The following is a 21,123-nucleotide window of genomic DNA, read 5'->3' as shown; positions in this document are numbered from 1 at the left end:
GATGTGATGTATGTCTCGACCCGAAGGTTGGGAGTGGCTGGACGAGCCGCGAGAGCATTGGGATATCCCTGCTTCCCTCCGCGGGCCTGGCGGCTCGCCACAATCCAACCTCGTTATCGCAATGCTCTCATGTGAATTCTTGGGTCACGAGACCGTAGCGCTCGCAGGTCGATTCATCGCCGAGTATTCGATGCTCTATCTTCGTCCACCGGACAGAGGGCTGAACTTCCACGAACAGTCGCGACTCGGGGCTGTGATCACCAGGCATACCCGGCGCACATATGAGGCGTGGGAGGGGTTCAAGGCGGCTGCGGAGAACGATGGTCCGGCCGCCGAGGTTCGTCGACTCATTCAGGAAGGCAGGCAGGCGCTTGCCCTTGAGTTGAACAGTGCAATCTCGGCCTTCCGGCAGCTTCCGGGAAGCGTGCTGTGAACCATCGGTGTGCCATGCATGTGGCGACGCGGTGTGGTGATGGAGCATCCTGCGACGGAGGTGTCCTTCGCCGGCCTGCGGAGCACTCGGTATGCACAGCCACGACGTGATCTGGGATGGTCCGCAGCGGCGCACGTGATGTATTCGGTGTCCGCCATCCATGAGGCAATCAGATGCCCACCGTGGTGCGGATGAGGTTGCGGACTTGTGAGTGGGTGATTTTGGGGTCGGGGGATAGGGCGGTTATTTGGGGGGTGGGTTGGCCGGAGTCGGCTATTGCCCATTGGATGTCTGTGGTTCGGCCGGCCATGGATCGGGCGGCTGTGGTTACGTGTTGGCCGGTGGCGATGATTATGCGGCATTTGCGTGACACGAGGGCGGTCAGGTAGGTCTCTGCGTCGGTGGGGGATGTGGCTGGGATTTGTAGGCGTTGGGCGTTGATTTTGTTTGTGGTGGCTGCGTCTTGGAGGGCTTGCCAGGCTGCGTCGGCGGTGGCTGGGCCCGTGGGGTCGTCGGTGCCTACTGCGGCGCAGACCACTGGGTTGAGGGAGACGTTGCGGGCTGCCGGGAGCTTTGGTTTGTCGTTGCCGTTGTCGTCGCGCAGGGCGAAGAACGTGATGACTCCGGTGATGGCCACTGCCATGGCTATGGCTGCGGCTAGCAGTTTGGTGCGCATCGGTTGGGCCCACCTGTTCGTGTGAGGCTTTTGGCTCGCCTCGGGGTGGGAGAACCTGAAGGGGTTTCTATCACTTGGGTTGTTTGTTGGTCAGGCGGTTTCGGGTGGGGTGGGGAGGAACTTTCGGGTGATTGTGGTGAGGAAGGGGTCGCGGAGGCTTTGGAAGGGTTGGTCGTCCACCATGTAGGTCCAGGTGGTGCTGGGGCGGGTGAGGTTGGAGGCTTCCTCGTCCAGGCCGGACTTGGTGATTTTGGCGGTGTCGAGGGATTCGGCTGCGGTGCGTTGGGCGCGTTGGAGCAGCGGGGCGAAGGCTCGTTGGGTTTCGGCGTGGAAGGCGTCTATCGGGTTTTGGCGGGCCAGGGCGCGTAGGTGGATGCCCTCGCGGAGGTCGGCGGTGCGGGCCAGGTGGTCGGTCCAGGCGCGGTCGAGGGCGTGGAGGAGGAGTTGGCGGGCGGCTTCGGCCAGGACGGAATCGCCTACCTCTTCGTGGAGTTCGGCCCAGCGGTCCGGGTTGAGGTCGGCCAGGATGACGGTCGCCGCGTCGTCGTGCAGGACGTCGTGGCGCAGGGCCAACACCTCCTGGCGTTGCAGGTGGAGTTGTTGGTTGTACATCCACGTGGTGCGGTGGGTATCGAACAGGGCGCCTTCGGCGACTCTTTGGGCCTGTTCGACGTAGCGGCGCACGGCCGCGTCGAGGATGCGGCCGTCGGACTCGACCCGGGCCGCGCGGGGCGGGGGTTCGGTGGTGTGCCGGGTGATGGACTCGTCGTCGAGGCTGGTCAGGAAGACCGAGGTGCCCGGGTCGCCCTGACGGCCGGCGCGGCCGCGCAACTGGTCGTCCAGCCGTCGGGTGTGGTGTCGGCCGACCCCGACCACGAGCAACCCGCCCAGTTCGACGACCCGTTCGTGGTCGGCCTCGTCCGCGCCGCCGAGGCGGATGTCCGTACCGCGCCCGGCCATCTGGGTGGACACCGTGATCGCGCCGATCGCCCCGGCCTCCGCGATGATCGCCGCCTCACGGCTGTCGTCCCGGGCGTTGAGCACTGCGCACCGCAGGCCCGCCTCGCGCAGCGCGGCGCCGATTCGCTCCGACGCGGCGACGTCGCGGGTGCCGATCAGGATCGGTCGGCCCGTGGCGTGGGTGCGCTCGACCAGCGCGATCAGCGCCGCGTCCCGGGACTCCTCGTCGTGGTAGAGCCGATCCGGCTCGTCCACCCGCACGCAGGGCAGGTTCGGCGGCAGGTCGCCCGTCTCCAACCGGTAGAACTCGCGCAGCTGCTCCGCGACGATCACGGCCGTGCCGGTCATCCCGGCCACCGTCGGATAACTCCCGATCAGATCCTGCACGATCAGCTGGTCCAGGACCTCCCCGCGCGGCCCGGCGGTCAGCCCCTCCTTGGCCTCCACCGCCGCGTGCAGCCCGTCGGGCCAGCGCTGCCGCTGGGCGACCCGGCCGCGGTTGGCGTCCACCAGCTTGATGCCGCCCTCGCGCACCAGGTAGTCCACGTCCCGGCGCAGCAGCGCCCGCGCGTACAGGGCGACGTTGACCTGGGACAGGCGCGCGTCCATGCCGCGCGCGTACAGGTTGTCCACGCCCAACGCCCGCTCCACCTCGGCCACGCCCGTGTCGGTGAGCTGTACGGTCATCGCGTCCGACGCGGCCTCGTAGTGCCGGCCCTCGACCAGGTCCGCCACCACCCGGGCCGCCTCCGCCTCGTCGGACCCCGCGGCCGTTCCGCCGGCCAGGACGAGCGGGATCCGGGCCTCGTCGATCAGCACCGCGTCGGCCTCGTCGACGATCGCCACATCCGGCGCGGGCAACACCAGTTCGGCGACATCCGTACGCAACCGGTCGCGCAGCGTGTCGAAGCCGACCTCGGTGACGGGCACGTGCACCACGTCGCGGCCGTAGGCGGCCCGCCGCTGTGCCGGGGTGGATTCCTGGGTCACGTGCGCCACACGCACGCCGAGCAGGTCGTAGACGGGCCCCATCCACTCGGCGTCGCGGCGGGCCAGGTAGTCGTTGACCGACAACACGTGCACCCGGCGGCCCTGGAGCGCGAACCCGGCGGCGGCCAGCGCGCCGACCAGGGTCTTGCCCTCGCCGGTGGCCATCTCCACCACCGTGCCGCGCAACAGGCTCAGTACGCCCAGGAGTTGCACGTCGTAGGCCCGCTCGCCCAGGGCCCGCCGGCCCGCCTCGCGCCCCAGTGCGCACAACTCGACCATGGCGTCGTCGTCCCAGGGCGTGCCCGGAATCCCGGACGCCCGGCCGGCCCGACCGAACCGGCCGCCGGAACGCGCGCCGGCCCCCGCTTCGGGGTCCGCGCCGCCGACCCGTACCCGTAGCGTGTGCGCCGCCGCGCGCAGCTCGGCGTCGGACAGATCGCGCAGCGCCGCCTCGCGGTCGGCGGCGCGCCGGACCAGGGGGCGCAGGCCGGTCGGGGTCACGGTTCCGGGCTTGCCCAGGAAACGACGGACGGACCGGGTGAGAGCGCCGGACGAACCCACTGGGCCTCCACTTCCGCGGGGCGGATGGCGCCCCTGTCGTCGGCAGCCGAGGCGACGGCGACGTCGGTCGGATGCCGTGCGACGCGCGGTGTACCCACCCGCGCCCGCCCGTTCCGCACCGCGCCCCCGCGACCCGACACACACATCACAACCTCGGCCCCACGTCGCCGAGGATCCGGTCGGTGCGGCCGTTCGGACAACGAAGCGAGGTCCACGGCTGTTCCCTGTTCGTGACCCGGATTCCCTGTCCGTGATCGCATACCCCGCGATCGGTGACCCCGCCCGGCGGGATCCGGCCGGCGACCGGTGCGGCGACCCGGATTCCTTGTGATTCAGTCGTCGCACAGATAATCTCTGCACAGGTTAAATGTCGCCGAGCAAGCGGAGCGGGCACATCATGTGGATTCACGAGCACACGGTCGAGACCGAGGTCGGCGCCGAGGCGATCTGGAAGGTGCTTGCGGACGTGGACAACTGGGCGCGCTGGGACACCTCGATGGAGGCGGTCGTGCTGGAGGGACCGTTCGAGGTGGGGTCGTACGTCTCGATGACACCGACCGGGCAGGAGCCGATCCGGTCCGTGATCGTCGCCCTCGAAGAGAACGAACTGTACGCGGACGAAACCGAGTTCGGCGGCGTGCGGCTGCGCTTCAGCCACGCCCTGGAGCGGCTCGCGAACGGCGTCGGCACTCGGGTGGTGCACCGCCTGGAGATCACCGGCCCGGACGCCGACCGCGTGGGCCCGGAGCTGGGACCGGCGATCACGGCCGACTTCCCGGAGGCGATGGACGCCCTGCTCGGCCGCGCGGCGGCCTGAAACAGCGCACCGGGCGAACGAATGGGGCGGGGCCCGCGAGTTCGCGTGGCCCCGCCCCGAGTCGATGCGCTCCGTGCGCGAAGCGTACGAAGTGTGCTCAGTCCGCGAGCAGTTCCGCGCGCAGCCGGGTCAGGATGCGGCTGAGTAGGCGCGACACGTGCATCTGGGAGATTCCGAGCCTGGCGCCGATCTGGGCCTGGGTCAGTTCCTGGCCGAACCGCATCGACACGATCTCCCGGTCCCGCTCCGGCAACGCGGCCAGCAGCGGCTTCAGTACGTGCAGGTTCTCCGCGATCTCGTAGCCGGGGTCGACGTAGGACGAGCGGCCGGAGTAGCCGTCGCCCGGACCGTCCTCCGAGGTGGGCGCGTCCAGCGAGGAAGCGGAGTAGCCGGCCGCCGCGGTCAGCCCCTCGGTGACCTCCTCGATGCTGAGGTCCAGGTATTCGGCCAGCTCGGCGGGAGTGGGTTCACGATCGAATCGACCGGTGAACGCGTCCCGCGCGCGGGCCAGTTCGAGCCGCAGCTCCTGAAGGCGCCGCGGCACGTGTACGGCCCAGCTGGTGTCCCGGAAGAAGCGCTTGATCTCACCCGAGATGGTGGGTATCGCGAAGGTGGGGAACTCGGTCCCGAACGAGGCGTCGAAGCGGTCGATCGCCTTGATCAGCCCGATGGTGCCGACCTGGACCATCTCCTCGACCGACTCGTGCCGCGAGCGATAGCGGCCGGCCACGAACCGGACCAGGGGGAGGTTGAGTTCGATCAGGGTGTTGCGCACGTACTGGTACTCGTGTGTGCCCTCCTCCAACACCTTCAGTCGGTCGAAGAGGACCTTGGACATCGCTCGCGCGTCGCTCGCGGTCGGTTCCGCGCGATCCGGCGAAGCCAAGGTGTCGAAAACCCGGTCGGCGAACTCGCCGGACGTGCCGACCGAGGATTCCGGAGCCGAGGACGCGAGTGCCGGGAATGCGACGGAACGAGCCGTGTGAGCAATCTCCGCGGCGGCTGTGGTCGCGGTCGTCGTGCTCGGGTTCATCGTCTGCCTTCCCCTCTTGTCGTACACGGTGCGTGGGCGCGGGTGCATTGTTCCGACGTCCGGGCATACTGCCCCGCCTCTTTCGGCGTACACCCCTTCGCCGCGGATTATTACGATCCGGCCTCGACCCCACCCTACGCGCGTGCCGAGCCGGACCGACCCAGCAGCACCCACAGCAGGAACGGACCGCCCAGCACCGTGGTCACCACGCCGACCGGAATCTCCGCGCCGTCCAGGACGATTCGGCCCAGCATGTCGGCCAGCACGATCAGGATCGCGCCGACCAGCATCGAGCCGAGGATCGGCACCCGCAGCGGTCCGGTCAGCCGTCCGGCGATCACCGGCGCGGCCAGCGCGACGAAGCCCACCGGCCCGCAGATCCCGACCGCCAGACCTGCCAGGCAGACCGCCGCGACCAGGCAGATCAGCCGGATCCGGCCCGGATCCAGGCCGAGCGAGGAGGCGGTGGAGTCGTCGAAGCGCAACACGTCCAGCTTGCGCCCGAGCGCGAGGGCGAGCGGGACCAGCACCGCGAGCCCGATCAGTACCGGCCATGCCACGCTGTATCCGCGCCCGTTCAGGCTGCCCGAACTCCACACGTACAGCGCGCTCGCCGAGTTGAGCGATCGCCGGGCGAGCACCACCTGCGTGATCGCGGACGCCAGCGCGGACAGCGCCAGGCCGACCACCAGGACCCGATAGCCGCGTCGGCCCAGGCCGCCGGCGACCGCGGTGACCACCACGGCGGCGACGAGCGCACCGATCGGTCCGGCCCACCACGCACCGAACGAGCCGCTCGCGCTGAAGCTGACCGAGACCAGGACGGCGGCGGTGGCGCCGTCGTTGACGCCGAGCAACTCCGGGGTGGCGAGCCGGTTTCGGGCCAGTGTCTGGGTCAGGCAGCCCGCGACGCCCAGCGCCGCGCCCGCCGCCGCGCCGGCCACGATCCGACCCAGTCGGAACTCGCGGACCAGCAGCACGTCGAAGTGGTCGCCCCGGCCGAGGATCGCGTCGAAGGTACGGACCAGGCCCAGTTCGCGCTGTCCGGAGTAGACCGACACCACGATCGCCGCGGCCAGCGCGACCGCGAGCAGCGTCGTAACCAGCACCGCCCGACCGGGCAACACCAGGGAGAACCGGCCCCGGCGCAACACCAGATGCTCGGGCAACCGCCGAATGCTCCGCCCGAGCGCCGCGGAACGCGCGGCCTCGTCCGCACGCGCCGCCCCCGCGCCCCCGCCCCCGCGCCCGATCAGACGCCGCACCCGCGCCGCACCGCCGAAACCCCCACTCGACGCCGACACCGACTCCGGCGCGTCCGTCAGCCCCAGCGCGCCCAGCCGCCGCGACCGCACCACGCCGATCAACAGCGGCGCGCCGATCAGCGCCACGATCACCGAGACCGGCGCCTCGAACGGCCGGGCAACCACCCGGGCCGCGACGTCGGCGGCGGTCAGTACGGCCGCGCCGATCAGCGCGGAGAAGCACAGTTGGGCGAGGATGCGCGGGCCGGCCAGGGTCCGGGCGAGGAATCCGGCGAGCAGGCCGAGGAAGGAGATCGGGCCGATCAGGGCCACCGAGGACGCGGTGAGCAGGGTCACCGACACCGCGACCAGGGCCCGGGTCAGCGCCGGGCGATGGCCGAGCCCGCGAGCCAGGTCGTCGCCCAGGACCAGCGCCGACAACGACCGCGAGACCAGCACGGCGAGCACGAACCCGCCCGCGAGCACCGGCGCGAGGCTGCCGAGCGAGTCGAAGCCCTGGATGCCGGCCAGCGAACCGAGGATCCAGAAGCGGAAGTTGTCGTACGCCTCGGTGGAGTTGACGATCAGGATGTTGGTGATGCCGCCGAAGGTGGCGCTCAGCGCGGCGCCCGCGAGCACCAGCCGCATCGGCGAACCGCCGCCGCGCCGGGCGGAGATGGCCAGGACGAGCAGCCCGGCCACGGCGGCGCCGGCGAACGCCCAGACCAGATAGCCGTATCCGGTCTGCACGCCGACCAGGGTGATGCCGAGCACGACGCCGAGCGAGGCGCCCGCGTTGACCCCGAGCAGCCCGGTCTCGGCCAGCGGATTGCGGGTGACGGTCTGCAACAGGCAGCCCGCCGTGCCCAACGCGGCGCCGGTGAGCAACGCGGTGAGCGTGCGCGGCAGCCGCAAGTCGCGAATGACCAGGGTCAGATGACTGTCGGAGCGGGCGCCGTGCCGGTTGAATATGTAGTCGAAGGCGCCGCCGACACCGACCTCGCCGGCGCCCACCGAAAGCGAGATCCCGGTCAGCACCACCACCGTCGCGGTCAGTGCGATCGCGGCGATCAGGACCGTACGCCGACCGGCCGCGCGCCCGGAGGGGTCGTCGCGGCGATCGTCCGAGTGCGCACCGGGCGTGGCGTCGGTGGACATGCTCGGCGGGCCACCCAGGTTTTGCAGAATCGGCTGATGCACAGTCATAAAGTGAGGCTAACCTAACCACCGAGCACCCTTGGAAGGCCGCATCACGCCGACTTCGAGCCCGCGCAGAGGGCCCCACCGGGATCGACCATGAGATCGATATTAGGTTAGGCTAACCTAAATCCCGATCAACGGGGTTGTGCTTGCCAAGGGGAGTTTCGTGCACCCATCAGACCTCGCCGGTCGCGTCGCGGTGGTCACCGGCGCCGCGCAGGGCATCGGTGCCGCCGTCGTCCGGGCCCTCGTCGACCACGGCGCGACCGTCGCCGCCACCGACCGCAATCCGACCGGCGTCAAAGACCTGATGGCCGACGACGGCACCGACGCGGTGATCGCATACCCGCTCGATGTCACCGACGCCTCGGCGGTCGACGCCACCATCGCCGCGATCGAGAATCACCTCGGGCCGATCGACATCCTGGTCAACGTGGCCGGCGTGCTGCACGTCTCGCCGGTGACCGAACTCACCGACCGGGACTGGGCCGACACATTCGCGGTCAACACCACCGGGGTGTTCCACACCGGCCGGGCGGTGGCCGGATCGATGGCCGCGCGCGGGCGCGGCAGCATCGTCACGGTCGGATCCAACGCGGCCGGCATCCCACGCACCGGGATGGCGGCCTACGCGGCCTCCAAGGCCGCCGCCACGATGTTCACGATGTGTCTGGGACTGGAGCTGGCACGCAGCGGTGTGCGCTGTAACGTGGTCTCGCCGGGTTCCACCGACACCCCGATGCAACGCGCCCTGTGGACCGACCCCGAGGCGCCGAAGCGGGTGCTCGATGGCGACCCGGCGGCGTGGCGCACCGGGATTCCGCTCGGCCGGATCGCGGACCCCGCCGACATCGCCGAGGCGGTCGTGTTCCTGGCCTCGGACCGAGCTCGGCAGATCACCATGCACAACATGTACGTCGACGGCGGCGCCACGCTGCACGTGTGACGAACGGGCGCTCCTCGTATGGGACTTCGGCCACGAGCCGCCCGGCGGAACGGCCATGCACCTGTACCCGCACGCACACTCGCATCGCAACACCGCGCGCGGCGACCGGTACCGCAGACCGTGGAAGCGGACCGCGCGCACCGGTTCGACGTGCCCCACTCGCCCGGCCCACCGGCCGACCGGCCGGTCGTCGGTGCCGCACGGACTCCGTACCACCCCGTCGGAGAATCAAAGGAGCCTCAGGTGACCACCCCAGAAGCCACCGGCCTGGCCACAGTGGGCGCGGCGACCGCGCTGCTGGAGGCGTATCGTCCGGGCGACACACGCTTCTTCGCGTCCCCCACCCGCACCCTGCTCGCGCACGGCACGCAGGCCGAAGTCCCGCACGACGCCCGCCCGTTGCCGACGCGCGTGGCCGCGACGCTGGCCGACGCGAGTCCGGTCGGCGGCCGGCCCCCGATCGTGCTCGGCGCGGTGCCCTTCGACCAGGGCGCACCCGCCGCGCTCGTGGTGCCCGGCACGATCGACTGGGGGCCGCCGCTGTCCGCCGACCCGCTGATCGCACTGGCCGCGCCCGCGCCACCGCCGACCGACTGGGACATCCGTCCGGTGCCCGCGCCGGAGACCTACCGCGCGGGCGTCGCCGAGGCCGTACGGCGCATGCGCGCCGGGGCGTTCGACAAGGTCGTGCTCGCCCGCACCCTGGAACTGCACGCGGCCGATCCGCCGGACATACCCGTCCTGTTGCAGCGCCTGGCCCGCCGCGACCCGCAGGGGTACACCTTCGCGGTCCCGGGCACCCGGCCCGACCACACCCTGATCGGCGCCAGCCCCGAACTGCTCGTCTCCCGGCACGGCGACCGGGTGGTCGCCAACCCGCTCGCCGGATCCGCCAAACGCAGCACCGACCTGGCCGAGGACGTACGCCGCGCGATGGCCTTGCTCGAATCCGAGAAGGACCTGCACGAACACGCCGTCGTGGTGGCGGCCGTGCGGGACGCGCTCGCCCCACACTGCGCCACCCTGGAGATCCCCGAACGGCCGACCCTGGTCTGCACCGCCGCGATGTGGCACCTGTCCACCACCGTCACCGCCACCGTGGACCCGGAAAGGCGGCCCTCCGCACTGGAGTTGGCCTGCGCACTGCATCCGACACCCGCCGTCTGCGGCACCCCGACCACCACCGCGCGGCAGACCATAGCCGACCTCGAACCGTTCGACCGGGGTCTGTACACCGGCATGGTCGGCTGGGGCGACGCGGACGGCGACGGCGAATGGGTGGTCACCATCCGCTGCGCCGAGGCGGCGAGCGACGTGCTGCGCCTGTACGCCGGTGCCGGGATCGTCGCGGAGTCCTCCCCGGACGCGGAAACCGCCGAGACCGAGGCCAAGTTCCGCACCTTCCTGCACGCCGTGGCGGGTGAACGATGAGCACCCCGAAGCCGCCGAGCACCGCGACCACGCCGAGCACGCCGAGCACCCCCAACCCCGGGTCGCTCGCGCCCACCTGGCCCGCCGAGTTCGCCGAGCGCTACCGCGCGGCCGGTTGGTGGCGCGGCGAGACTTTCGGCGGCGTCCTGCGCGACCGCGCCGCCGCGCACCCGCACCGGGTCGCCGTCGTGGACGGCGAACGCCACTGGACCTACCGCGACCTGGACGAGCGCGCCGACCGCGTCGCCGCCGGACTGCTCGCGCTCGGCGTCGCCAGGGGCGACCGGGTCGTGGTGCAACTGCCAAACGTGGCCGAGTTCTTCGCGGTGATCTTCGCCCTGTTCCGGATCGGCGCCCTGCCGGTGTTCGCGCTCCCCGCACACCGCCAGACCGAGATCGGCCACTTCTGCGCGTTCAGCGAGGCGGTCGCCTACGTGATCCCCGACGTGTCCGACGGTTTCGACCACCGCACCCTGGCAAGCGCGGTACAGGCGGTCACGCCCACGCTCCGGCACGTCCTGGTGGTCGGCGATCCGGGCGAACACACCGCACTGGTCGACATCGAGCGCGACCCGGTCGAGATCACCGACCCCCCGGCCCCGGGCGATCTCGCCTTCCTGCAACTGTCCGGGGGCAGTACGGGCGTGCCCAAGCTGATCCCGCGCACCCACGACGACTACATCTACTCGCTGCGCGGCTCCAACGAGATCTGCGCGGTCGACGCGGACAGCGTGTACCTGTGCGCGCTGCCCGCCGCCCACAACTTCCCGCTCAGCTCGCCCGGCACGCTCGGCGCGCTGTACGCGGGCGCACGCGTGGTGTTGTGCCCCAAGCCCACCCCCGACGTCGCCTTCGCGCTGATCGAACGCGAACGGGTGACCATCACCGGGGTGGTACCGCCGCTCGCCCTGGCCTGGACCGAGGCCGCCGAGCGCGGCGGCTTCGACCTGAGCAGCCTGCGCGTACTCCTGGTCGGCGGCGCCAAGTTCAGCGAGGAGGCGGCCCGCCGGGTCACCCCGACCCTCGGCTGCACCCTGCAACAGGTGTTCGGGATGGCCGAGGGCCTGGTCAACTACACCCGCCTGGACGACCCCGACGAGATCATCGTCACCTCGCAGGGCCGGCCGATCTCCCCGGACGACGAGATCCGCATCGTCGACGACGCCGACGTGCCCGTCCCCGACGGCGAGACCGGACACCTGCTCACGCGCGGCCCCTACACCATCCGCGGCTACTGGAACGCCCCCGAGCACAACGCGCGATCCTTCACCGAGGACGGCTTCTACCGCACGGGCGACGTGGTCCGCAGACTCGCCTCCGGCCACCTCGTGGTGGAGGGCCGGGCCAAGGACCAGATCAACCGCGGCGGCGAGAAGGTGGCGGCGGAGGAGGTGGAGAACCACATCCTGGCCCACCCGTCCGTACACGACGCGGCCGTGGTCGCCGTACCGGACGCCTACCTGGGCGAACGCACCTGCGCGTACGTGATCCTGCGCGCCGGTGCCGAACCGCTCAAGCCCGTGGCCATCCGCCGCTTCGTCCGCGAACGCGGCCTGGCCGGCTACAAGGTGCCCGACCACGTCGAGTTCGTCGAGACGTTCCCGTATACCGGCGTCGGCAAGGTCAGCAAGAAGGACCTGCGCGCGGCGATCGCGGCCGGACTGGCCGCCCGGGCCGGCTGAGCCCGCCTCCACCCCCACACATCCACCTCCCGAAGGACCGCCTCCCCGATGGCCCTCCCCAAGATCGCCCCCTATCCCATGCCGAACGCGGCCGACCTGCCGACGAATCGGGTGGACTGGACCGTGGATCCCACCCGCGCCGCGCTCCTTGTGCACGACCTCCAGAACTACTTCCTGTCCGCGTTCACCCCGAACGCCTCGCCGATCACCGAACTGCTCGCCAACGTCGCCCGTCTCAAGGACGACTGCGACCGACTCGGCGTACCCGTGGTCTACTCCGCCCAGCCCGGCGGCCAGACCGCCGAACAGCGCGGCCTGCAACAGGACTTCTGGGGCCCGGGCCTGCCCGACGACCTGCACGCGGCGGCCGTCGCCGCACCGGTCGCGCCCGGCCCCGCCGACACGGTGCTCACCAAGTGGAAGTACAGCGCCTTCGTCCGCACCGAGTTGCGCCGCTGGATGCGCGACCTGGAGCGCGACCAACTGATCATCGTCGGGGTGTACGCGCACATCGGCGTGACCACCACCGCGTGCGACGCCTGGATGCAGGACATCCAGACATTCGTGGTGGCCGACGCGGTGGCCGACTTCACCTCGGACAACCACCGCATGGCCCTGTCCTGGGCCGCCGCGAACTGCGCGGTGGTCACCGATACCCAATCACTCTTCGCGGGAAAGTAGACCGGACATGGCCCTGACCCTCGAACTGATCCGCACCGACGTGGCCGACATCCTCGGCGAGGACCCGGCGGACATCCCCGACGACGAGAACCTGGTCGACTACGGCCTGGACTCGGTGCGGGTGATGGCGCTGGTCGAGCGCTGGACCCGCGACCACGGAGTGAGCGTGGACTTCGCCGACCTGGCGGAGCGGCCGACACTGGAGGGGTGGACGGAACTGCTCGCGCCCAGGCCGTAGTCGCCCGGTCACGGGTGGCGTGGATCCGGGGCGCACAGGGCGTGGTCGATCAGCGCCCGGGTCGCCGCGTCCACCCGTGCACCGCCCGCCTCGTCGTTCTCGTCGACGCCGTTGCGCACCACCAGGACCGCACGACTCCCGTCGCCGGTGACGCCGTTCTCGCTGGAGAAGCCCAGATCGTCGCCGCCGTGTTGCCAGTACCGCCCGCCGCAGCTCAACTCGGTGCTCTCCAGCCCCAGACCGTACCCGCGTCCGGGCTCGTCGGGGATCGGGTGGGTGCGTTGCATCTCGGCCAATTCGGCGGGGCCGAGCAGCCGGCCGGACAACAACGCGACGAAGAACCGGTCGATGTCGCTCGGCGTGCCGTGGATGGCGCCCGACGCGTCGGCGACGGTGTGGTTGAGCACGGTGGTGTCGGTCGGCCTGGTGTCGCCCGCGAAGGTGTGCTGCGCCTGCGCGTGTGGCCGCGGCAGATACGGATCGTCGCCCGGGACGCGGGTGTCGTGCAGGCCGAGCGGGCGGATGATGCGGTCCCGCACCTCCTCGCCCCACGAGCGGCCGGTGACCTCGCGGATGATCAGGCCCACCAGCAGGTAGTTGGTGTTCGAGTACGCCCACGAACTCCCCGGCTCGAAGCGGCTCGGCAGGGTCAGCGCGGCGGCGACCAGATCCTCGGCCCGGTAGTGCCGGAAGCGGTTCTCCAGGTAGCCGCGCGCCGAGTACAGGGCCGGTACGGCCGCGGGCAGCGCGGTGTAGCCGGGGATACCGCTGGTGTGCTGGAGCAAGTGACGCAGGGTGATCCGGCGGCCGTCGTTGCCGTTGCCGCGCACCAGGCCGGGGAGCCAGGTCTCGATGGGGGAGTCGAGCCGCAGTCGGCCCTCGGCGACCAGTTGGAGGGCGACGGTGGCGACGAAGGTCTTGGTCGTGCTGCCGGTGCGGTAGTGGCCGTTCGGGGGCAGCGGCCGGCCGGTGTGGAGTTCGGCCTCACCGCTGCGAGCGGTACGGACGGTGGTGGGCCCGCCGGGCGTCGGGCGAGCCGTGTAGTGCACGGTGACGCCGATCGTGCCGGCCGCGCGGACCGCGTCGGTATCGCGTTGGAGGCGGGAGGCAGGGGCGTCGGCGCTCGCCGTCGCCGCGCCCGGGCGGGCCGCCGTCAGGGTCAGGGCGATGCCCAGGGCCAGGGCCGCCGGGCGTAACGACCTTTTGTGGATCCGGTTCGGCGCGGTCATCGTGGCGCGCTCCCTTCGGGGCAGAGCAGGCGGTCGGTGAGTTGTTGCACGGCCACCTCGGCGCGCAGGCCGTGTTCGTCGTCCGTGTAGGTGCCGTTGGCCACGATCACCACGCTGCGCCGGCCGTGCTCGGTGACGCCCATGCGGATCTTGGAGCCCTCGACGTCCCCGCCGTGGCCCCAGCGATACCCGCCGCACGGCAGCGGTTGGCGCATCAGGCCGAGGCCGCACCGCACACCCGGCATCACCTGCTCGAAGTCGGGCGGCATCGGCACGGTCTCGCGCATCAGCGCGAGTTGCGCCGGTGGAAGCAGTCGGCCGCGCAGCAGCGCGGTGAAGAAGCGCTCCAAGTCGGCGTGGGTGGTGACGAGTTCGCCGGCGGCGTCGGCCCAGGACATGGTGCGTACGGTCGTGTCCACCCACTCGTCCCGGTCCGGGAAGCGGTGGTACGAGTGGGCGTACGGCGCGGGCAGGGTCGGGTCGTCGCCGGGGGCATGGGTGTCGGTGAGGCCGAGCGGGCGAAGTACCCGGGTACGCACCTCCTCGGCCCAGTGTCGGCCGGTGATCCGCTCGATGATCATCCCGGCCAGGATGTAATTGGTGTTCGAGTACTCCCAGTTCGGCGCCGGGTCGTCGGGCGCGGCGGGCGGGAAGCTCGGGGGGAAGCGCAGTGCGGCGGCGACGAGTTCGGCCGGCCCCGTGTGGCGGAACCGCAATCGTTCGAAGTCGGCGGCGGTGTCTCCGAGTTCGATGCTGTAGTTGTGCAGCCCGCTGGTGTGTCGCAGCAGGTTGTGCACGCTCACCCGGCGTCCGTCGTTGCCGTTGCCGGCCACCACGCCCGGCAACCACCGGTCCACCGCATCGGTGAGCGACAACCGCCGCTCGGCGACCAGTTGCAGGACGACGGTGGCCACGAACGCCTTGGTGGCACTGCCGGCCCGCAACGCGCCGCCGCGCGGCATCGGTTGCCCGGTACGCAGCTCGCCGGGTCCGGCGCTTGCCTCGATCCGCTCGGACCCGTCCCGGAGCAGGATCGCGACATTGACGTAGCCACCCTCGCGCAGCAGCCACTCCGCCTCCCGGCGCAGTCGCGCACCGCCCGTCCGGGCCCGCTGCGTGCCGGTGGCAGCGGTGGCGGGCGTGGTGGCGACCACGGCGGACCCGGCCAGCGTCACGGCCAGTACGCAGCAGCGACGACGGGTCACGGCGGTGGGATTGCCGGGCAGGTGGATCGTATTCGGGAACACGCCGACTCCTCGGGGACGCACGGGTATCCCCCGAGGGTCCCGCCCGGCGGGGTGCCGCAACGACCGTGCGGACACCCGAACCGGCCGGGGTGCAGCCCGGTGTGCGGAGGTGGGGCGAACCGAACCTGCCGGGTTAGAGTCGGGGCATGGCAACAGACGAGGCGACGACCGTTCGGGTCGACAGTTGGATCTGGTCGGTGCGGCTGACCAAGACCCGCTCGCTTGCCGCCGCGGCCTGCAAGGCCGGGCACGTGCGGGTCAACGGGGACCGGGTCAAGCCCGCCCAGACCGTCAAGGTCGGGGACGAGGTGCGGGTGCGCGTGGACGGCTACGAGCGGATCGTCGTGGTCAAGCGCATCGTGCGCAAGCGGGTCGGGCCGCCGGTGGCCGCCGAGTGCCTGACCGACAACAGCCCGCCGCGTCCGCCTCGGGACGCGCTCCTGATGGTTCCCCAGCGGGACCGCGGCACGGGCCGCCCGACCAAGCGCGACCGTCGCCTCTTGGAGCAGTTCCGCGAACACTGACCGCGAACACCGACCGCGAACACCGACCGATGGCGCGGTGGGCCCACCGAGCGGAGTGGGCCCACCCACGCGGGTCAGAGCGCGGTGGATCCCGTGGACCCCTCGTCCTTCGCAGCCCCCGCCGATCCCGGAGACCCCACCGGGCCCGCAGGCCCCGCGGACCCCACCCACTCGACCACGGCGTCCCTCGAAGCCACCGCGTGCGGCAGCGTCTCGCCGCGGAAGAACGACGGCGCGACGAACCGGTAGCCGAGCATGAGTACCGCGCCCAGCAACAGCGCGCCGATCCCGGTCAGGAACACCCCGCCGAGCTGCCAGTGCGGCGCGAACGGCAGGGTCCAGTACGTCGTGCCGTAGTCCTTGTCCGAGTAGACGTAGCACGCGTCGATGAAGAAGTACGCCAGCAGTGCGCCGCCGAGCCCCGGCATGATGCCCTTGGTGATCAGGTCGCGTCGGCTGCGGGTGAGCACGCGCCGGTAGTACCAGACGCAGGCGAAGCCGGTGATGCCGTAATAGAAGGCGATGGCCAGGCCGATCGAACCGATCGAGTCGGTCAGGACGTTGGTGCTGACCCGGGTGATCGCCACGTAGAAGGCCACCGACGCGATCCCCATGCCGACCGTGGACCAGGTCGGCACCTGGTTGCGGGTGTGCACGCGCGCGAACTTCTCCGGGATGGCCCGGTGCGCGGCCATCGACAGCGCGGTGCGCGCGGTCGGCAGGATGGTGGTCTGGGTGGACGCCGCCGACGAGGTCAGCACCATGAACACCAGCAACTTGGCCATGAACCAGCCGAATCCGACACTGCCGAAGACGCTCGAACCGAGGCCGGACAGTACGTCCCCGGAGTTGTCCGGATTGGCCAGACCGCTGCCGGTGTCGCCGGCGCCCGCGAAGGACAGCGCCGAGGTGCTGATCAGGACGTAGATCAGCAGGAGCAGAACGGTCGAGATCACCGCGGCCCGGCCGGGGGTGCGCGCGGAGTCCGCGGTCTCCTCGTTGATCGAGACGGCCGTGTCCCAGCCCCAGTAGATGAACACCGCGGCCAGGACGCCCTTCGTCAGCGCGTCGACGGAGTCGATCTCGAACGGGTTGAACCAGGACCCCGCGATGTGGACCGAGCCGTCGGGGGCGTTGCCGAGGTAGACCTTCCAGAGCGCGGTGAGGCCGAGGGCTACCAGGACCACGATCTCGATGGTCAGCAATACCTTCTGCAGGTTGGCGGACAGTTCGATGCCGACGTAGCAGATCCAGGTCATCAGGATGATCCAGACCACGCCCGCGAAGGTGGTCCAGAACGTGTCCTCGGCGAGGCCGTAAGCGCCGACCAGCTGGAAGCCGTACTGGCCGGCGATCTGCGCGAGGTTGGCCATCACGATGACGTCCGCGACGATGATGGCCCAACCGCCCATCCAGCCGGTCATCGGGCCGAACGTGCGTGAACCCCAGGTGAAGGTGGTGCCGCAGTCGGGGTTGTCCTCGTTGAGTTCCTTGTAGCCGTAGGCGATCAGGAACATCGGGACGAAGGCCAGGACCATGACGATCGGCGATTGCAGGCCGACGCCCGCGACGATGATGCCGAGGGTGGCGGCCAGGCTGTAGGCCGGTGCGGTGGAGGCGAGCCCGATCACGACGCTGGACGCGAGGCCCAGGGCGCCGGTCTTGAGGCCCTTCTCGCCGGCTGCGCGACGCGGGGGCGGTTCGGGCGAGGAGGGTCTTGCGGGGTCGGTGGAGACCATGGCGAACCGTCCTGTCCTAGACGGGTGGTTTCTACCCGTTCGACCGAAAACGGACCATTGAAGCAGGGGATCAGATTAGACCCCCCGGCAAGCCGTCCGGCAGCCCCGGAGGCCGGAAAAATCAAGGGAACTGATGCTGTGTCAGGTGCACGGGACGGCAAGTGTCGCGGGGTGCGGCGGGATGGTCACCGTCGGCCACGAAGTCGACCCGGCGCGGCCGGCGCCGGGCGCCGCTCAGGCGGGCACCCGGGTCGCTTCGGCGGCCGGATGCGCGGCGTGCGCGGATGTACGCCCGCGCATGCGGGAATCCGTCCAGGCGCTCGCCAGTGCGATCAGGCCCAGGGCGACGCCGACCCACGCGACGGCGGCGTAGTCGAAGCCGGCCGCGATCACCCGGCCGCCGAGCAGTGGGCCGACGGTGATGCCGACGTTGAACGCCGCCGTGTTGGTCGCGCCGGCGAGGGTGGGGGCGTCGGACGCGATGGCGAACACCCGGGCGTTGACGGCCGGGTTCGCCGCGAAGCCGCCCGCGCCGAGCAGGAAGACCAGGACGAGGGTGGCCGGCACGTTCCGCGCGGTCAGCGCGAGCAGCAGGGACACGACCACGACCGTGCCGAGGCTGCCGTACAGGGTGCCGAAGGGGTGTTCGTCGGCCAGCCGTCCGCCGACCGTGATCCCGACCACCGCGCCCACCCCGTACCAGGACAACACCAGCGGCACCCACGCCTCGCCGATCCCGGTGGTGTTGGTCAGCATCGTGCCGAGGTAGCTGAACACCGCGACCACGGCGCCGAAACCGGCCGCCGTCGTGGTGTAGGCGACCCACAGTCGCGGCCGGCGCATGGAGCGCAGTTCGGTCCGGACCGCGCGCGGCGCCTCGTTCGCGGTGTGACCGCCGGGCAGGACCGCGTACACCGCGACCGTGCTCAGCGCGGTGAGCAGGGCAACCGCCCAGAAGGCCGCGCGCCAGCCGGCCCAGGTGCCGATCATGGTGCCGAGTGGGAGGCCGACCACGGTGGCCAGGGACAATCCGCCCGCGACCACCGCCATCGCCTTGGCCCGCGCGTTCGGGGCGACCAGACCGATCGCGGTGACGGCCGCCACCGCCCAGAAGCCGGCGTAGGCGATGGCGCTGACCACGCGGGTGGCGAGCACCACCCAGTAGCCGGGGGCGAGTGCGCCGACCACGTGGCCCAGGACGAACACGGCCTGGAAGGCGATCAGGGCGGTACGCCGGGGCCAGTGCAGGGTGAGTACGGCGAGCAGGGGTGCGCCGACGACCATGCCGACGGCGAAGGCCGAGATCAGCAGCCCGGCGTCGGGGATGGAGACGCCGAGGTCGGCGGCCATCGTCTCCAGCAGCCCGGAGAGCATGAACTCCGAGGTGCCTTGCGCGAATATGCCGAGTCCGAGGATGTAGACGGCCAGGGGCATGCGGGTACTCCCGAGTCGGTGGTGCGGTGTGCGTTCGTGTTTTGGAATGTACGGTTCAAAACAGGGGCATGCGTGAGCCGGGCCCGGGGGTGCGGTGGGCGCCGTGTCGGCTCGGCGCGCGCGGGTCGCTAGAGCGCCGCGAGTGTCGTCTCCGCGATCGCCGTCAGGCCCGCACGGTCGACCCCGCTGCGGGCGGCGAGTCGGATTCCCGACACCGCGCCGATCACGGCGTGCGCGAGGGCGTCGGCGTCCTTGTCCCGGTCGATGTCGCCGTCGAGCCGTCCGGCGTCGATCGCGGCCCTGATCGCCGCGTGCCGGCGGCGGTAGTCGCGTTCGAGCAGCGCGGTCACCTCGACGTCGCGGCCGGACAGTTCGATCGCGGTGTTGACCACCAGGCAGCCGCGCCGGTCGCCGGGGTTGTCGGTCTCGTCGACCACGATCGAGGTCAGCAGATCGCGGATCTTGTCGTGTACGGGGCGATCGCTCTCCAGGTTCGCGACCTGGACGCTCGTCATGTGCTCGATATAGCGCCGCAGCGCGCGCAGGAACAGATCGCGTTTGCTGCTGAACGTGTTGTAGATGCTGCTGCGGCCGAGGCCGGTCGCGTCGCACAGGTCCTGCGTCGAGGTGGCCTCGTAGCCCGCCCGCCAGAACGCGTCGAGCGCGGCCTGGACCGCCTGCTCCTCGTCGAACTTCCGTGGTCGGGCCATACGGAGCACGCTAGCAGGTTTTGTAATGAGTGGTCCAATAAGGTTGATCGCTCCCGCCCGTCGACGCCGCGCGCCGGAGAGGGAAGGATTGTCGACCATGGTGGAGTGGGGGCCTCTGGCCGGGCTGGACGGGATCGACTGGGCGGGTTCGGGACACGCGTACGGCTCGGCCGAGGACGTGCCCGAACAGCTGCGCGCGTTGCGCTCGGCGGATGCGGAGGAGCGGAGGCGGGCGCTGAACGCGCTCTACGGCAACATCTTTCATCAGGGCAGCCGGTACGAGGCGACGGCGCACGCCGTCCCGTTCCTGCTCGCGCTCGTCGCGGATCCGGGCACCCCCGATCGGGCCGACCTGGTGCATCTGCTCGCGGCGTTGGCGATCGGATACGACGAGGCGCATCTCCCCGACGGGGTGGCGATCGCCGCCTGGCGCGCGGCGGTGGGTCGAACACGTGCGGAGGGTGCGGAGGGGGCTCGGCGGCGGTTCGACGGCTGGATCGCGGAGGCCGACGGCGAGGCCGAGCGACGCGTCCGGGAGCGGCGGCGGGACACCTTCGACTTCGAGGAGTCGTGCCGGGAGGCCGAGTACGAACTGCGCGCGTACGACGCGGTGCGTGCCGGTGTGCCGACACTGTGCGGTGTGCTGACCGATCCCGATCCGCAGTTGCGGGCGGCGGCGGCCTACGCGGTCGGCTGGTTTCCCGAGGAGGCGTCGCGCATCCTGCCCCGGCTGCGCGACCTGCCGGCGACCGAATCGGTACCGGGCGTCGCGGCGAACGCGATCGTGGCGATCGGGCTGCTCGGCGACGCGGCCCAGATCGCCCCGCTGCGGGCCTACCACCAGGGCACCGACGAACCCCTGGCCCGCTGGGCGGCAGCGATCGCACTGGCCCGCCTCGGCGCGGCCGACCTCGAGGTGATCGCCGAACTCGCCGCCTGCATGGTGGACCCGCCGGCCGACGACGAGGCGGTCCCGCTGGGGTTCTTCGACGGCGACCTGGGGGCGTACGCGTCGAGCAGCCTGGTCGCCCTCGAAGTCGGCGAACTCCCGGTCGACGTACTGGAATCGGTCCTGACGGGGCTGTCCCGCACCTCCGGCCCCTCGGCCTTCGCCATCACGGACGCCGCACTTCGCCTGGCCTTCGGCACGGAAACACTGGGAGTGCCCGCGCCCGCCTTCGCCGACTTGCCGGCGGCACGGCGACGGGTCGTGGCGACCCTGGCCGAACTGGATGTGGACACCTGGAAGTGGCTCAACTTCCGCGAGCTGTTGCGGGCGCGCGACCTGCCGGACGACCGGGCGGCCTGCCGGAGGTACGCGGGGTTGGCGGCGGACTGAGCCCCGCGG

At 71.1% G+C, this 21,123-nt stretch carries 18 protein-coding genes; 9 read left to right on the top strand and 9 right to left on the bottom strand.

What is annotated here, in order from left to right; all coding sequences use genetic code 11:
• The first annotated feature begins 10 nt into the window (after window positions 1-10).
• Window positions 11-433 (top strand): hypothetical protein, encoded by a 423-nt coding sequence (locus tag ACWGR4_RS08515; protein ID WP_452128867.1) that lies wholly within the window; start codon window positions 11-13, stop codon window positions 431-433.
• Between the two features lie 169 nt (window positions 434-602).
• On the opposite strand, the gene ACWGR4_RS08510 is transcribed toward ACWGR4_RS08515, so the two are convergent.
• Both ACWGR4_RS08510 and secA2 read right to left on the bottom strand, forming a co-directional pair.
• Window positions 603-1,109, bottom strand: coding sequence for a hypothetical protein (locus ACWGR4_RS08510; protein WP_452128868.1), 507 nt, complete (start codon window positions 1,107-1,109; stop codon window positions 603-605).
• Between the two features lie 90 nt (window positions 1,110-1,199).
• Window positions 1,200-3,620 carry an accessory Sec system translocase SecA2 gene (gene secA2 / locus ACWGR4_RS08505; RefSeq protein ID WP_452128869.1) on the bottom strand — a complete coding sequence of 807 codons (2,421 nt, stop codon included), beginning with the start codon at window positions 3,618-3,620 and terminating at the stop codon, window positions 1,200-1,202.
• 397 nt (window positions 3,621-4,017) lie between these two features.
• Between secA2 and ACWGR4_RS08500 the strand changes: the two genes are divergently transcribed.
• Complete coding sequence (locus ACWGR4_RS08500) at window positions 4,018-4,437, top strand: SRPBCC family protein (RefSeq protein WP_452128870.1); 420 nt, start codon at window positions 4,018-4,020, stop codon at window positions 4,435-4,437.
• 97 nt (window positions 4,438-4,534) lie between these two features.
• Here the strand turns inward: ACWGR4_RS08500 and ACWGR4_RS08495 are convergent, their stop codons facing one another.
• Window positions 4,535-5,470, bottom strand: coding sequence for an RNA polymerase sigma factor SigF (locus tag ACWGR4_RS08495; protein WP_452128871.1), 936 nt, complete (start codon window positions 5,468-5,470; stop codon window positions 4,535-4,537).
• A gap of 134 nt (window positions 5,471-5,604) precedes the next feature.
• Complete coding sequence (gene fhuB, locus ACWGR4_RS08490) at window positions 5,605-7,920, bottom strand: Fe(3+)-hydroxamate ABC transporter permease FhuB (protein ID WP_452128872.1); 2,316 nt, start codon at window positions 7,918-7,920, stop codon at window positions 5,605-5,607.
• A gap of 160 nt (window positions 7,921-8,080) precedes the next feature.
• On the opposite strand from fhuB, the gene ACWGR4_RS08485 reads away from it, so the two are divergent.
• The 5 genes from ACWGR4_RS08485 (at window position 8,081) to ACWGR4_RS08465 (ending at window position 12,892) form a co-directional block, all read left to right on the top strand.
• Window positions 8,081-8,860 carry a 2,3-dihydro-2,3-dihydroxybenzoate dehydrogenase gene (locus ACWGR4_RS08485; RefSeq protein WP_379998000.1) on the top strand — a complete coding sequence of 260 codons (780 nt, stop codon included), beginning with the start codon at window positions 8,081-8,083 and terminating at the stop codon, window positions 8,858-8,860.
• A gap of 243 nt (window positions 8,861-9,103) precedes the next feature.
• A complete protein-coding gene (locus ACWGR4_RS08480) occupies window positions 9,104-10,291 on the top strand; it encodes an isochorismate synthase (protein WP_452128873.1) in 1,188 nt (395 codons plus the stop codon).
• A complete protein-coding gene (locus tag ACWGR4_RS08475) occupies window positions 10,288-11,973 on the top strand; it encodes a (2,3-dihydroxybenzoyl)adenylate synthase (protein WP_452128874.1) in 1,686 nt (561 codons plus the stop codon). The genes ACWGR4_RS08480 and ACWGR4_RS08475 overlap by 4 nt, the downstream gene beginning before the upstream one ends.
• Window positions 11,974-12,021: 48 nt before the next feature.
• A complete protein-coding gene (locus tag ACWGR4_RS08470) occupies window positions 12,022-12,654 on the top strand; it encodes an isochorismatase family protein (protein WP_379997994.1) in 633 nt (210 codons plus the stop codon).
• Window positions 12,655-12,661: 7 nt separating this feature from the next.
• Window positions 12,662-12,892, top strand: coding sequence for a phosphopantetheine-binding protein (locus ACWGR4_RS08465; protein ID WP_379997992.1), 231 nt, complete (start codon window positions 12,662-12,664; stop codon window positions 12,890-12,892).
• A gap of 8 nt (window positions 12,893-12,900) precedes the next feature.
• On the opposite strand, the gene ACWGR4_RS08460 is transcribed toward ACWGR4_RS08465, so the two are convergent.
• Both ACWGR4_RS08460 and ACWGR4_RS08455 read right to left on the bottom strand, forming a co-directional pair.
• Window positions 12,901-14,121: a serine hydrolase domain-containing protein gene (locus ACWGR4_RS08460; protein WP_452128875.1), complete on the bottom strand. Its 1,221-nt coding sequence runs from the start codon at window positions 14,119-14,121 to the stop codon at window positions 12,901-12,903.
• Window positions 14,118-15,368, bottom strand: a complete 1,251-nt coding sequence (locus ACWGR4_RS08455) for a serine hydrolase domain-containing protein (protein WP_452128876.1) — start codon at window positions 15,366-15,368, stop codon at window positions 14,118-14,120. The genes ACWGR4_RS08460 and ACWGR4_RS08455 overlap by 4 nt, the downstream gene beginning before the upstream one ends.
• Window positions 15,369-15,514: 146 nt before the next feature.
• Here ACWGR4_RS08455 and ACWGR4_RS08450 point away from each other — a divergent pair, with 146 nt between their 5' ends.
• Window positions 15,515-15,892, top strand: coding sequence for an RNA-binding S4 domain-containing protein (locus ACWGR4_RS08450; protein WP_452128877.1), 378 nt, complete (start codon window positions 15,515-15,517; stop codon window positions 15,890-15,892).
• 74 nt (window positions 15,893-15,966) lie between these two features.
• On the opposite strand, the gene ACWGR4_RS08445 is transcribed toward ACWGR4_RS08450, so the two are convergent.
• The 3 genes from ACWGR4_RS08445 to ACWGR4_RS08435 all read right to left on the bottom strand — a co-directional run bounded on the left by ACWGR4_RS08445 (window position 15,967) and on the right by ACWGR4_RS08435 (window position 19,775).
• Window positions 15,967-17,631 carry an APC family permease gene (locus ACWGR4_RS08445; protein ID WP_452128878.1) on the bottom strand — a complete coding sequence of 555 codons (1,665 nt, stop codon included), beginning with the start codon at window positions 17,629-17,631 and terminating at the stop codon, window positions 15,967-15,969.
• A gap of 234 nt (window positions 17,632-17,865) precedes the next feature.
• Window positions 17,866-19,065 (bottom strand): Cmx/CmrA family chloramphenicol efflux MFS transporter, encoded by a 1,200-nt coding sequence (locus tag ACWGR4_RS08440; protein ID WP_452128879.1) that lies wholly within the window; start codon window positions 19,063-19,065, stop codon window positions 17,866-17,868.
• A 128-nt stretch (window positions 19,066-19,193) separates the two neighbouring features.
• The gene (locus ACWGR4_RS08435) at window positions 19,194-19,775 is read right to left on the bottom strand and encodes a TetR/AcrR family transcriptional regulator (protein ID WP_379997980.1); all 582 of its coding nucleotides are present in this window, start codon (window positions 19,773-19,775) and stop codon (window positions 19,194-19,196) included.
• A 97-nt stretch (window positions 19,776-19,872) separates the two neighbouring features.
• Between ACWGR4_RS08435 and ACWGR4_RS08430 the strand changes: the two genes are divergently transcribed.
• Window positions 19,873-21,114 (top strand): hypothetical protein, encoded by a 1,242-nt coding sequence (locus ACWGR4_RS08430; RefSeq protein ID WP_452128880.1) that lies wholly within the window; start codon window positions 19,873-19,875, stop codon window positions 21,112-21,114.
• Window positions 21,115-21,123 lie beyond the last annotated feature (9 nt).

This window comes from Embleya sp. NPDC055664 (genome assembly GCF_053618075.1).
Note: the sequence above shows the minus strand (reverse complement) of the source record. Positions and strands in the feature narration are given on the sequence as shown.

What these genes read in the sequence shown, in the direction of transcription:
- ACWGR4_RS08475 (WP_452128874.1), top strand. Translation starts at nt 10,288, where the DNA reads ATGAGCACCCCGAAGCCGCCGAGCACCGCGACCACGCCGAGCACGCCG.
- ACWGR4_RS08450 (WP_452128877.1), top strand. Translation starts at nt 15,515, where the DNA reads ATGGCAACAGACGAGGCGACGACCGTTCGGGTCGACAGTTGGATCTGG.
- ACWGR4_RS08465 (WP_379997992.1), top strand. Translation starts at nt 12,662, where the DNA reads ATGGCCCTGACCCTCGAACTGATCCGCACCGACGTGGCCGACATCCTC.
- ACWGR4_RS08440 (WP_452128879.1), bottom strand. Translation starts at nt 19,065, where the DNA reads ATGCCCCTGGCCGTCTACATCCTCGGACTCGGCATATTCGCGCAAGGC.
- ACWGR4_RS08460 (WP_452128875.1), bottom strand. Translation starts at nt 14,121, where the DNA reads ATGACCGCGCCGAACCGGATCCACAAAAGGTCGTTACGCCCGGCGGCC.
- ACWGR4_RS08445 (WP_452128878.1), bottom strand. Translation starts at nt 17,631, where the DNA reads ATGGTCTCCACCGACCCCGCAAGACCCTCCTCGCCCGAACCGCCCCCG.
- ACWGR4_RS08510 (WP_452128868.1), bottom strand. Translation starts at nt 1,109, where the DNA reads ATGCGCACCAAACTGCTAGCCGCAGCCATAGCCATGGCAGTGGCCATC.
- ACWGR4_RS08435 (WP_379997980.1), bottom strand. Translation starts at nt 19,775, where the DNA reads ATGGCCCGACCACGGAAGTTCGACGAGGAGCAGGCGGTCCAGGCCGCG.
- ACWGR4_RS08515 (WP_452128867.1), top strand. Translation starts at nt 11, where the DNA reads ATGTCTCGACCCGAAGGTTGGGAGTGGCTGGACGAGCCGCGAGAGCAT.
- ACWGR4_RS08470 (WP_379997994.1), top strand. Translation starts at nt 12,022, where the DNA reads ATGGCCCTCCCCAAGATCGCCCCCTATCCCATGCCGAACGCGGCCGAC.
- ACWGR4_RS08495 (WP_452128871.1), bottom strand. Translation starts at nt 5,470, where the DNA reads ATGAACCCGAGCACGACGACCGCGACCACAGCCGCCGCGGAGATTGCT.
- ACWGR4_RS08430 (WP_452128880.1), top strand. Translation starts at nt 19,873, where the DNA reads ATGGTGGAGTGGGGGCCTCTGGCCGGGCTGGACGGGATCGACTGGGCG.
- ACWGR4_RS08500 (WP_452128870.1), top strand. Translation starts at nt 4,018, where the DNA reads ATGTGGATTCACGAGCACACGGTCGAGACCGAGGTCGGCGCCGAGGCG.
- fhuB (WP_452128872.1), bottom strand. Translation starts at nt 7,920, where the DNA reads ATGACTGTGCATCAGCCGATTCTGCAAAACCTGGGTGGCCCGCCGAGC.